This window comes from Oceanobacillus sp. MO10714A (genome assembly GCF_037072045.1).
GTDB classification, from domain to species: Bacteria; Bacillota; Bacilli; order Bacillales; family Amphibacillaceae; genus Oceanobacillus; species Oceanobacillus indicireducens.
Genome location: NZ_JAXHDC010000064.1, coordinates 1 through 12,640, shown reverse-complemented (window position 1 = coordinate 12,640; position 12,640 = coordinate 1). Strand labels below are relative to the sequence as shown.

Genomic DNA, 12,640 nt, shown 5'->3' with positions numbered 1-12,640 from the left:
TACTTGGAAAATTGCTTCATGACAGTCATTAATTCCTCAATAGTTTCCTTTCCTTCACCTTGTTTAATAGCATCGCTAACACAATGGTTAATATGTCTTTCTGTGATAGAAAATCCTACATTTTTTAGTGCAGATTGAACGGCACTAATTTGCACTAAAATATCTACACAATATCGATCATCTTCAACCATTTTCTGTATCCCACGAACTTGACCCTCAATTCGTTTCAAACGATTAATCGTTTTCTGTATTTCATCTTTCGTTCTTGGTTTACTTGGGTGATCATGTAAGAATTTCTCTTCCAAATGAATCACTTCCCTTTCTTTTATATAATTACTATACCCCCGTACAGTATATTTGTCAATAGAAAAACTTCATTTTTGACAACATCTTTTAATATTTTATTCCTTTGGATGTTATATGTTTTCATACTCCAAGGTCTATTATTAGCTTATTAATTGTTCTTTACCTATCCGTTTTAAAAATTTATGGAATGTCTCCCGTTTTTTCCCCTTTTCGGCATATACAGCAATGATTTTTTCCACTGTATTGTATAATTCTTCTGGTGTTAAATTTTCCCTCAGTAAAGAACCAACCTCAGCATCTTTTCCTTTCGCTTTACCACCAACATATAAATTATAATGATCTTTATACTTCATTACACCTATGTCACTTAACATTGGTTCACCACAACCAATGATACAACCTGTATAAGCAACTTTTAGGGTAAATGGTACAGGTTTTCCTGCTATACGGCGATTTATTTCTTTTGCCACTGGCATCCCTTCCCTTTCTTCCCCTTTACAAAAATTACAGGTTCTCAAGCTCTTTACGTAATTTCCAACTGGATAACATTTTAAACCAACACTTTCAAATTCTTTAATTACTTCGTCTTTACCATCTTCTAGAATCTCTATATAAAGTTGTTGAAAGGTGGTTAACTCCAGTTCATCTTCCTCATCCATGTATTTTGAGATTGTCATAAGTTGTTTGGAATTGAGTTTAGCACCAAACCCTATGCCCCCATTAACAGCAATTTTTATTTTATTCTCCATATTCTTATCTCCCCTATTTTCAATATTTGTAACAATGGATAATATATATCTATATACAAATTAAACAGTTTTTTATGAAATCATCCTCTCACCAAATAATACTATACCCCCCAAATGTATGTAAAGTGAAAAAAACGGACAAAATTTTGTCCTAAACAATATTTTGAGATTCTTTATCCTCATTATTGTTATTACCTTAGATTAATTTTTGTTGAAATCTGCACAAAAAATGGACATATTTTTTATATGTTATTTAGTGGATAAAACTATTAAAGTCAAAGCGAGTGAATTGATATGTTCGAACTTTTTAATGAAATAGGCATTATGCTAAATGGGCCACTTCAACAAATTGCATATGGATATGAACACATACCGCTGTTATTTGCATTTTTTCTTGGGTTAATTGGCGCTGTTGCTCCTTGTCAGCTAACAGGCAATATCAGTGCAATGACTATTTATGGAAACAGATCATTAGTTGAAAAAGTCCCTTGGTTACACATATTTCTATTTGTTTTAGGTAAAATAGTTGTTTTTTCAATAATTGGTTTAGTAATCTGGTTACTTGGGAAGGAAATACACAGTACTTTAACACAAATGTTCCCGATTCTAAGAAAAGCAATTGGGCCATTACTTATACTGGTTGGTTTATTTATGATAGGTTTATTTGGCTGGAGAAAAACAGGAAAAATGTTTAAAATACCCACTAAATTTAAAGATAGTTATCTAGGAAGCTTTTTAATGGGTGCGAGTTTTACGTTAGCATTTTGCCCTACTATGTTTGTATTATTTATACTAACCTTAATGCCAGTTGTATTAGAAACATCATATGGATTTGTATTACCTTCCGTATTTGGAATTGGAACCTCACTTCCACTTTTATTAATTATTTTTCTTATTTGGTATTTTGGGGCAAGTGGCATTATATTAAAGAGAAGCAGAAAAATAGGGTCACTAGTACAAAAACTTGCAGGAGTTATCATTCTTGTTATAGGTATTCTGGATACTTTAACTTACTGGTAAAAGAGGTCAATTATGTTTAATAAATTATCCTTAAAAATTGGACTATTATTCTTTGTGTTCATGTTAATTATCGAGGTTTTTGTTTATTTTATTCTATATACAAATATAGCAAATGAACGTATTGATGAAGTGATGGATAGTTTATTAGCTCGTGCCAATACACATAGTGCTGTCTTGGAAAATAATCTTGATTCATCAACGTTGGAGCATGTTGCTATCATGGAGTCAGAGTCGGAATTTGCTGTTATTATTACCGATGCCAATGGTAACATCATCATTAATTCCGATCCTGTTGAAAAGGAAATGTTTGAAGTAATTGATCATACGGATTATAAGGATATACCCCGTGTAGGAAAAGTAGTAGAACAACGTTGGTCGGAAAAACAATATATAGCGGTTGATAGCCCCATTACTATTGATGAGGAACATCAAGGGCATGTCTTTATGTTTGCTAATACCAATATTGTAAAAAATATGGTTAATCATTTGAGTGATCAATTTGTCATAGTAGGACTAATCACCATTGTTCTAACCATCTTTACCGTTTTTATTCTTTCTCGTTTTATTACGTTACCATTAATGAAAATGAAAGAAGCCACAGAACAACTAAGCAAGGGGAAAAATAAGGTGCAATTACATATGGAACGAAAAGATGAACTAGGTGAATTAGCTGGTTCTATCATGAGGTTATCTAGTGATCTAGAACGATTAAAAAATGACAGAAATGAATTTTTGGCAAGTATCTCTCACGAACTTAGAACGCCATTAACCTACATAAAAGGGTATGCGGATATCATCAGTAAGCAAGACATAACGGACGAAGATAGAAAAGAATATCTGGATATCATACGGGAAGAAACGGAGCATTTGACAGTTCTAGTTAAGAATTTATTTGACCTAGCTAAAATGGATGAGAATAAGTTTGTAATTAATCGAAAAAGTGTTAGTTTAAGACAACTAATCCAAACGATTGAAGAACGAATTGCTCCAGTAATGGAAGAAAAAAATATTACACTTTCTACTTCATGCCAAGTAAATATCATAGGTAATATTGATCCCGATAGAATCCAACAGGTTTTATTAAATATACTGGATAATGCCAGAAAACATACACCCGATGGAAAGTCTATATCATTAGAGGTAACCCAGAATGATAGGGAAATTACTATAGCTATTTCAGATGAAGGGGAAGGAATTCCAAAAGAGGAATTACCATATCTATTTGAACGGTTATACCGTGTAGAAAAATCGCGTTCCAGAGAAAGTGGTGGAACGGGATTAGGGTTAGCTATTGCAAAAGAAATTATAGAATCTCACGGAGGTACGATTGAAATCGAAAGTGAACTTGGCAAGGGTACAAGGGTTATTGTTCATTTAACAAGAGGTGAATATAATGGTTAAAGCTTTATTAGTAGATGATGAAAAACGAATGTTAGATTTATTAGCATTATATTTGAGACCACATAGTTTTATATGTAAAAAAGCTATTAGTGCTAAAGAAGCATTATCTTTTTTAAAAGAAGAAACTTTTGACATAGTACTTATAGATATTATGATGCCTGAAATGAACGGCTGGGAATTATGCCAAGAGATTAGAAAAGATTCGGACATCCCTATCATTATGGTATCGGCTCGTGAACAGAAAGAGGATATTATAAAAGGGTTAAAATTAGGTGCAGATGATTATGTGACGAAACCCTTTGACGAAGATGAGCTATTAGCAAGAATAGAAGCGGTATTACGTAGAATGAAACCTGCGAGGAAGATTGAAGTACATGGTCTCTTATGGAATGAAGATGAGTTTGAGTTATCATATAAAAATAATACATTAAAGTTAACGCCAAAGGAATTTACCATGCTAGGTTATTTTATGAGAAAACCAAACCAAGTGTTTACTAGAGAACAATTAATTGAATTAATTTGGGGATACGATTCACACACAGAAGGAAGAACAGTTGATTCCCATGTACGGAACATGCGAGATAAAATTCGTCAATCTGGATTTCCCATAGATGATTATTTAATAACTGTTTGGGGTATTGGATATAAATGGGTAAACAAGCCTTCATTATAGGTATAAAAAGGTCTTTAATACATTTATAAAAGAAGACCTTTTGTTTTGACACAAATCTTTTACATAAAATCATAGCCTTATTATACGATACAGGGGTATAGTATGATATAATATGGATAGAAGGATGAATAATACAGAAAATAATAAATATCCATACCAAAGGAGGAGTAATAATGAATAACAAAGGAAATGAAGAGAATCAACACAACCACAATAAGCATAGAGAACATGACCATCATAATCAACATGAGGAACAAAAACATCACAGTCATCAACATCATAATCATGAACATGAAGATATGCATGGTCATCACAAACATGGACATGAAGAACACAAAAATCACGACCACAGTCATGGACATAGTGGGCATCATGGTGGACACGGTGGACATGGCGGACACGGCGGACATCACGAACATATGGTAGAAGATTTTAAGAAACGTTTTTGGATATCCCTAGTTTTATCAATTCCTATTTTATACTTATCTCCAATGATTCAAATGCTGATTGGATATGAAGTAAATTTCACAGGTGATACCCTCTTACTTTTCTTGCTTTCCACGATTGTCTTTTTCTATGGTGGAAAACCATTTTTACTTGGTGCATGGGATGAGTTAAAAGAGAAATCGCCTGCAATGATGATGTTAATTTCTTTAGCTATCATCGCCGCTTATGTATATAGCACACTGACAGCATTCTTTATCGAAGGCAGCGACTTCTTCTTTGAACTAGCTACTCTTATTGTAATTATGTTGTTAGGACATTGGATAGAAATGAAATCCCTGATGGGTGCTTCAAAGGCACTGGAAGAGCTAATCAAGTTAATGCCAAAAGAAGCCCATAAACTGGACAAATCCGGAAATATTGTTGAGGTAACAGTCGAAGATTTACAACCGGGTGACCTGATTTTAGTTAAATCGGGTGAAAAGATTCCAATTGATGGTGAAATTTATGAAGGAGAATCTACCGTCGATGAGTCTATGCTTACAGGAGAATCTGTCCCTGTTGAAAAAGGACCCGGAATGGAAGCGATAGGTGGTTCCGTCAATGGTGATGGTGTATTAAAAGTTAAGGTAAGTAAAACAGGAAATGACACCTACCTATCCCAAGTTATTAAATTGGTAAGCGATGCAGAAAAATCGAAATCAAAGGCCCAAGGCTTTGCGGATATTGCTGCTAAATGGTTATTCTATGTTGCTCTTGTAGTAGGGATTATAACCTTTGCAGTTTGGTGGACTAACGGGGATTTAGATTTTGCTTTGGAACGAATGGTTACCGTTTTAATTATTGCTTGTCCACATGCACTTGGTTTGGCAACACCACTAGTAACATCTAGATCTACTTCCATTGCAGCTAAAAACGGCTTGTTAATTCGAAATAGAGTAGCATTTGAAAGTGCATTTAAATTGGATCGCGTGGTGTTTGACAAAACAGGAACACTTACGGAAGGTAATTTTGGTGTTACGGATATCCATCCAAGTGAGGGAATTAGTGAAGAAGAATTATTGAAATTAGCTTATTCTGTTGAAACACAATCAGACCATCCAATTGCTAAAGGAATTGTAAAAGAAGGAAATGATCGTAATTTAACCCCCCTTGATGTTAAGGATTATCAGAATTTAACTGGGAAAGGGTTAGTAGCTAAAATCGGTGATGCAGAAATTGCTGTTATTAGTCCCGGTGCTATGAAAGCAAATAAAATTTCTTTTGATGAAAAAATTTATGACCAACTGGCTTTACAAGGGAAAACTGTCGTATTTGTTCTTAAAGATAATGTCTTACAAGGAATGATAGCCCTAGCTGATATCATCCGTAAATCTTCTTATAAAGTTATTAAAGAATTAAATGACCGTGGCATTGAGACGGTTATGATGACTGGTGACAACACACGTGTAGCAAATTATGTAGGAGAAAAATTAGGTATTTCCAAAGTCATCGCTGAAGTACTTCCCCATGAGAAATCAAATAATGTGAAGTATTTAAAACAAAATGGAAAAAAAGTGGCGATGATTGGAGATGGAATTAATGATGCGCCCGCCTTAGCGGAAGCTGATTTGGGAATTGCTATTGGTGCAGGTACAGACGTTGCGATTGAAACAGCTGATGTCATATTAGTTAACAGTAATCCAGTAGACATTTTAAATATCATTAAATTGTCTAAGGCAAGTCGCAGGAAAATGGTTCAAAATTTAGGATGGGCTGCTGGGTATAACATTGTTGCTATTCCTTTAGCTGCAGGTGTATTGTACAATGTTGGGTTTGTCATAACCCCTGCCGTCGGAGCCGCAGTTATGTCACTCAGTACCATTATTTGTGCAATAAACGCTCAATTATTAAAAATCGATTAATAGAAACAAATAGTTTATGTTTGGCTAAGCATGTATGGTATTGCTTAGCCTTTTATTTTTCTGTAGGTAAATTCTGTTCATAAATAGTACAAAGAATCTGCTTAATTTCTGCAAACTTGTAACGTAATCTAACAGAGAGTGTCTTTAGATAATACCACCGTTATACTATATTTCCTATAAGGAGTGATACATACTTATGAGTTTGGAGGAAACGAAAAAGAAGAAGAAAAATAAAAGGAAAAACAGATTAATTTTTAGAACTTCTATATTAATTGTAATGGTTGGAGCTATTATATTTGCATTAGTGTCTAATATACAAGCGGATAAAACCATTTATCAAGTCGGAGATGAAGCACCTGACTTTGAATTGAAGCAAATTAATAAAAATAATGAATTAGAAACTATACGACTAAGTGATTTTAAAGGGCAAGGTATTATGCTGAACTTTTGGGGTACTTGGTGTAAACCGTGTGAAGAAGAAATGCCCTACATGCAAGAGCTTTATCCCGTATATAAAGAAAAAGGAATTGAAATCATTGCAGTTAGTTTGGATAATACAGAATTGGTTGTAGATCGATTTATTGATAAATATGATCTAACCTTTCCAATTCCCCATGATAAAACAGGAGAAGTCAGGGATTTATACAAAATAGGACCAATTCCAAGTTCCATATTCATTAATCCGGATGGGGAAATTCAAAGGATTGTAAATGGGGCCTTATCATTAGAAAGTTTGGAGAGTTACTTTAAAGAAATATTACCAAAACAATAGACTATGATTTTCTAATAAAGGGGGATAAAATTTTTGAATGAAATAAATATATTTCTAGCTTTTGGTGCTGGTTTCCTTTCTTTTATTTCACCGTGTGTATTACCACTATATCCGGCATTTTTATCTTATATTACCGGAATGAGTGTAAGTGAGATAAATGAAGAAAATAAAAAAATGAATAAAAAAGCTCTTTTACATACCGTTCTATTTTTACTAGGGTTCTCAAGCATTTTTATTATGATTGGTTTTACCACCTCTTATATATCGGAATTCCTATTAACCTACCAAGATGCCATTAGACAAATTGGTGCTATTTTAATTATTTTCTTTGGACTAGTGATTGTTGGAATTTTTAATTTTAAATTTCTAATGAAGAATAAAAAAATCACATTCAAAAATCGTCCCGGCGGTTATGTTGGTTCTTTCATCATAGGAATGGCATTCTCTTTGGGATGGACTCCTTGTACCGGTCCAATACTAGCTATTGTGTTATCATTAGCTGCAACAAATCCTGATGTTGGTATGATTATGATGATTAGTTATGTTTTAGGTTTTTCGATTCCATTTCTATTATTAGCATTGTTTATTGGTAAAATTAAATGGATTAAAAAACATAGCCTAAAATTAATTAAAATTGGTGGATATATTATGATTTTCATGGGAGTAGCACTATTCTTTGATTGGTTGACAAAATTAACTTCCTTCTTAGCTGGATGGTTTGGTTTTTATGGATTTTAAAAAATATTTTACATAATTTATCTATTATATCTGCACGAATAATGCATATTTGAGCATTATAATTTGTCTTGTAGAAATTGTTACAATGTAGAATATCGTTCGTTTTACATGGTAATATATATTAAGATTTAACAAATTGGATGAAAAAGGAGTCGAACAATATATGAAAAAAGGATTATTGGCAGTAATTGGATTATTACTTATTTTAATAGTTGCTGCTTGTAGTGAAAGCGAAAGTACATCAAATGAAAAAGAACCACAAGATATCAAGAAAATGGTCCAAGACTACAGTGTCGGGGATTCCGATGCTGTGTCTGCTTCTATTACTTCAGAAGAGCTTATTGTAACTGATAGTAATGATAAAGAGACTACCTACGATCTTCCCGAAGATGAATTTTTTGTTTCCATCGCACCATTTGTTGAGACAACCCACCCTTGTACCAATCATAGCTTAACTGGTTGCCAAGGAGAATTAGTAGAAAAAGAATTTGATGTTTATATTGAAGATGAAGATGGTAATGTGGTTGTTGATGAAACTATGACATCATTCGAAAATGGATTCATTGACTTTTGGTTGCCACGTGACAAAACATACAACGTGAAGATTCAATATGATGGAAAAACAGCTGAATCTGAGATTTCCACTTTTGAAGGTGACAATACTTGTATAACAACAATGCAATTAATCTAGTATTTTTACCTCGTGATACTTTTTAAAAAATAGAATAAAGATTATTGGGAAAAAATTATATGATTTTATAATATTTTCATTAGAATCGAGTGTTTTTAGATAAAGCACTCGATTCTTTTTTGCTAAATTTTACTATATTTAGGATTCTTTCTTTGGCTCCCTTTTATCCTTATTACTACTGACTGTAAACGAAATTAGATTTATACCTGATAATCAAAAAATAATACGGAAAATAAAAATTCACACTATGATTGAAGCACCCTTGTTGGATAAAAAATTGTATCAAGGGGATAGTAAAATTTGTACTTAATCTTGAATCGAAGGAGGATTTTCAGATGGCAGTGTCTTATGAAGAATGTATTAAAGCTTGTTTAGAATGTATGGAAGCTTGTAATGGGTGTTATGATGCTTGTTTAAAAGAAGAGAATGTAAAAATGATGGCGGATTGTATCCGCTATAATAGGGAATGTGCAGACATTTGCGCATTAGCAGCAAAAGCAATGCAATCGGATAGCCCTTTTGCTAAGCAGATTTGTAAGCTTTGTGCTGACATTTGTGAAGCATGTGGAAAAATGTGTGAACAACATAACCATGCTAATCATTGCAAGGAATGTGCTGAATCTTGTTTTAAATGTGCAGAGATTTGCCGAACAATGGCATCTTAAATATAAAAACGGTGAACTTGTGTCACCGTTTTTATTAATTTGTAGTTATGATTAATACTTTTTCTGTATTTAATTATTTAACAAGTGTTGAAAATGTTGATAGGTTTTTACCTGTTCCTGAGTATCTGCATGGGGAACAAATGACCAACCCATACGATTGATAAAATCAGAGTATCTTTTTTGAATTTCTAACTGTTGCAAAGCCATTTCCACATGAGCATTTCTAACATTTCTATTTTTCATTAATAAAGCAGAAGTATAATTTTCATTTGACATCAATTTAGCACCAGCATGTGCTTCTAATGCAATCCATTTATCGTTGTATTTATTAACCCCCGTACCATCTGCTCTTTGGTTGCTTACATCATACATATTTAAATCCGGAACTTCAACATACTCATTATTATTAGGATTAATTAAAAATAACATTACCCTAACATGCGACATCATGACATTTATCTGGAGAGCAATAATACCTTTCAAATCTGGATTTGTAGTATTAATATGATAGACTTTTAACTTATTTATCATTCCTTCGTGTGTAGACAAATGTTCGGCCATTAAGCCAAGATCTACAGATGGTAAAGTTGACATATAACTCACCTTTCATTAAATAAATTCCCTTTAATATATGCTGTTTAATGAAAATCTGTTATTAATGCCCACTCTTATCTAGAAAGTGAAAATCAAGTGGATCAATGTAATTCAATACCAAAAATAATATTACAATGGTAAAAATCATTAAGAATGGATATTTAAAAAAGGAAAGAATTTGGTGGTTAGCTTGTTTACGAATCGATTCTTCTGCTGCATATAAAACAAGTAACAAAACCATTGTTATCAACACAGCTATAATATTAATGATTGCATTCGGCCTAGTCATTGCTACCATATCTCCAAGCATGGCTCCCATCATCCCCCCCATTAGTCCAGAAAGTATGCCATCAATGACAGCAGGAAGACCTATAGGTAATCCTGCTAAAAAACCAACAACCAATCCAATCAATATAACGTAAATGGTTGATTTAAATAAATCACCATGATAGATGACTCCTAAAATAGTTCCCATTAGAATTCCTGCCGACATCCCTAATGACATGGAAATCAACATTCCATTCATTTTAGTTACCCAATTTCGGTAATACGCTACATATATAATGGTTGTTATAACTTGGGTGGCACACAACAAAAGTATAAAAAATAATGAAATTGACATTATTTCAACCCCAATCTTAGTTTGTCCACTTTTATTGTATTCACTGTTAACATGCATTATGATATACCCATAGGAGGTTTATGTATTTAAAAATAAACATAAAAGAGTTAACTGCATAAAACTGTAATTTCATTATTAATGAGTTTAGATATTCCTTATGCTTAGTTAAGATAATAATATTTACTTAGCGAAAAACGCTCCAAGTTTTCAACTTAGAGCGTTACTAGGGTCTTATAGTTTGGTAAATACTTCAAATAAATCACATTAAACATACATTCCTTCAATGCTTTGGAAAAAGAATAGAAACCTTCGTTCCAATATTTAATCTACTATCTATCTGAATTTTCCCTTGATGTGCATCTACTAATGCCTTCACAATGGACAATCCAATACCTATTCCACCTGTTTTCCTATCTCTGGATTTATCCCCACGATAAAACCTTTCATAAAGATAAGGAATGTCTTCCTCAGCAATTCCAATCCCTTCATCTTTCACAAGGAAACCTATATAATCAGTAGAACCCTCTAGCTTTATCGATACCTTTTTTCCTTTTGGGGTATATTGAAGAGCGTTATTTATTATATTCGTCAAAATCTGTGCAACACGATCACGATCCGCTTTAAACCAATATTCTCTTTTAGGTTTTTGAATGTTTAATATAACACCTTTATCCTGAAATACTGACAAAAATTGTCCTTCCATTGAACGTAATATTTCACCTGCTTCTATATTAGTTTTGTTCAACTTTATTTGTGGATTTTCAGCGGCAAGTAACTCTTCTAATTCACCGACAAGGCGCACTAAACGCATCAATTCATCATGACTTTGCTGCAACCTTTTTGGCGTTGGCTCAAATATCCTATCCTGAAAAGCTTCCATTTGACTTCTTAGTGTCGCAAGTGGGGTTCGTATTTCGTGAGCAAAATCAGCAGTAAACTGTTTACGAAGCACCTCTTCTTTTGATAATGATTCAGCAAGTCGGTTAAACGATTCACCAAGTGGCTTCATTTCATTTGACAATTCCTTAACTGGTACACGCGTTCGCCATTTATGGTCTTGTAATTCTTGAATAGCTTTTGATAATTTTCGAAACCCAGTTGTTAGGCGCTTAGAAAACAATAGGCTAAACACGAACGCTAAAACAACTGTAACAATAATAGCAAGATAAATATTCGATTTAATTGTATTTAAAAAAGCAATGTCTTCCCCTATCATTTCCTCTGGGTAATAAACTTCCATATTGCCTATATGTCTTTCATCAAATGTTAAATCATAAGAATGTGTCTGGTATTCCGTTTTCATATCGGTTTCCGAATGCATCCCCATGCTATCCATCATTCCAAGCATCATCGTTGTATCAGCTATTATTTGTCCGTCTTCATCAGAAATTCTATAAAATAAATTATCCGTCATAGCTTGTTGATGCATTAAATTTGTTAGTTGGTTATCAATAAGTTCCCCTGTTTCTTTATAAGAATTAATTGCTTCATTTTCTATAAGTTTACTGCTTTCCTCTCTATTATTTTGTAAATATTCGTTGAATTGATCTTCAAACCCCCATAATATAGAGAAACTAGTAAGAAAAATACCACAAAGTGACACAACTAATAGGTAAAACAGGATTTTAGAACGAAGTGACAATCGACGCATCAGATGTTCCTCCAAACCTATATCCCATCCCAAAAACAGTTAAAATATATTCTGGGTGATTATTTCACATAAAGAAGTCCACCAATATCCATGCTGAGTCCACTAATTCATTCGATCGAGTCCACTTCACTTTAAAATAAATACACACATCAAGTCCACTTTTTCACGGTTCAGGTCCACTTCTTGTCCTTCTTTCGGTATATTTAATTTTGGGAGCATTCGCTTTCAAACAATATCCGAAAGGAGGCCTTTTTATGGCCAGAAAAATTCCAGCTAAGTTAATTCTCGAATACCGGGCAATGGGACTGTCTCGCAACATGATCGCCAAAACAAAGAATATAGGGAAGAGCTCTGTCAGTGACGTGTTCCACCGTGCAGATGAATTACATTTAGCGTATGAAGACATTAAA

At 33.3% G+C, this 12,640-nt stretch carries 13 protein-coding genes; 8 read left to right on the top strand and 5 right to left on the bottom strand.

Annotated elements, in window-relative coordinates; genetic code table 11:
- Together SPD53_RS18280 and SPD53_RS18275 are read right to left on the bottom strand one after the other, a co-directional pair.
- Positions 1-305 (bottom strand): metal-sensing transcriptional repressor (locus SPD53_RS18280; protein ID WP_102414959.1); only part of this gene is annotated, 305 nt, incomplete at its 3' end.
- Between the two features lie 141 nt (positions 306-446).
- Positions 447-1,055 carry a nitrite reductase gene (locus SPD53_RS18275; RefSeq protein ID WP_336253406.1) on the bottom strand — a complete coding sequence of 203 codons (609 nt, stop codon included), beginning with the start codon at positions 1,053-1,055 and terminating at the stop codon, positions 447-449.
- Between the two features lie 294 nt (positions 1,056-1,349).
- Here SPD53_RS18275 and SPD53_RS18270 point away from each other — a divergent pair, with 294 nt between their 5' ends.
- From SPD53_RS18270 to SPD53_RS18235, 8 genes are all read left to right on the top strand, one after another.
- Positions 1,350-2,075, top strand: a complete 726-nt coding sequence (locus SPD53_RS18270; protein ID WP_226370783.1) for a cytochrome c biogenesis CcdA family protein — start codon at positions 1,350-1,352, stop codon at positions 2,073-2,075.
- Positions 2,076-2,087: 12 nt separating this feature from the next.
- A complete protein-coding gene (locus tag SPD53_RS18265) occupies positions 2,088-3,476 on the top strand; it encodes a sensor histidine kinase (protein ID WP_226370782.1) in 1,389 nt (462 codons plus the stop codon).
- Positions 3,469-4,149: a response regulator transcription factor gene (locus SPD53_RS18260; protein ID WP_147666865.1), complete on the top strand. Its 681-nt coding sequence runs from the start codon at positions 3,469-3,471 to the stop codon at positions 4,147-4,149. Before SPD53_RS18265 ends, SPD53_RS18260 begins: the two co-directional genes overlap by 8 nt.
- 173 nt (positions 4,150-4,322) lie before the next feature.
- Positions 4,323-6,497, top strand: a complete 2,175-nt coding sequence (locus SPD53_RS18255; protein ID WP_226370781.1) for a copper-translocating P-type ATPase — start codon at positions 4,323-4,325, stop codon at positions 6,495-6,497.
- A 196-nt stretch (positions 6,498-6,693) separates the two neighbouring features.
- Complete coding sequence (gene resA, locus SPD53_RS18250; protein WP_040047918.1) at positions 6,694-7,269, top strand: thiol-disulfide oxidoreductase ResA; 576 nt, start codon at positions 6,694-6,696, stop codon at positions 7,267-7,269.
- Between the two features lie 33 nt (positions 7,270-7,302).
- On the top strand, positions 7,303-8,007 hold the full coding sequence (locus SPD53_RS18245) for a cytochrome c biogenesis CcdA family protein (protein WP_060681782.1): 705 nt from the start codon (positions 7,303-7,305) through the stop codon (positions 8,005-8,007).
- Positions 8,008-8,170: 163 nt separating this feature from the next.
- A complete protein-coding gene (locus SPD53_RS18240; protein ID WP_147667075.1) occupies positions 8,171-8,698 on the top strand; it encodes a CueP family metal-binding protein in 528 nt (175 codons plus the stop codon).
- A gap of 335 nt (positions 8,699-9,033) precedes the next feature.
- Positions 9,034-9,363: a four-helix bundle copper-binding protein gene (locus SPD53_RS18235; protein WP_062351103.1), complete on the top strand. Its 330-nt coding sequence runs from the start codon at positions 9,034-9,036 to the stop codon at positions 9,361-9,363.
- A 69-nt stretch (positions 9,364-9,432) separates the two neighbouring features.
- On the opposite strand, the gene SPD53_RS18230 is transcribed toward SPD53_RS18235, so the two are convergent.
- The 3 genes from SPD53_RS18230 to SPD53_RS18220 all read right to left on the bottom strand — a co-directional run bounded on the left by SPD53_RS18230 (position 9,433) and on the right by SPD53_RS18220 (position 12,230).
- On the bottom strand, positions 9,433-9,957 hold the full coding sequence (locus tag SPD53_RS18230; RefSeq protein WP_147666871.1) for a spore coat protein: 525 nt from the start codon (positions 9,955-9,957) through the stop codon (positions 9,433-9,435).
- 61 nt (positions 9,958-10,018) lie between these two features.
- Positions 10,019-10,483, bottom strand: coding sequence for a hypothetical protein (locus SPD53_RS18225; protein ID WP_336253405.1), 465 nt, complete (start codon positions 10,481-10,483; stop codon positions 10,019-10,021).
- Between the two features lie 376 nt (positions 10,484-10,859).
- A complete protein-coding gene (locus SPD53_RS18220) occupies positions 10,860-12,230 on the bottom strand; it encodes a sensor histidine kinase (RefSeq protein WP_336253404.1) in 1,371 nt (456 codons plus the stop codon).
- Positions 12,231-12,640 lie beyond the last annotated feature (410 nt).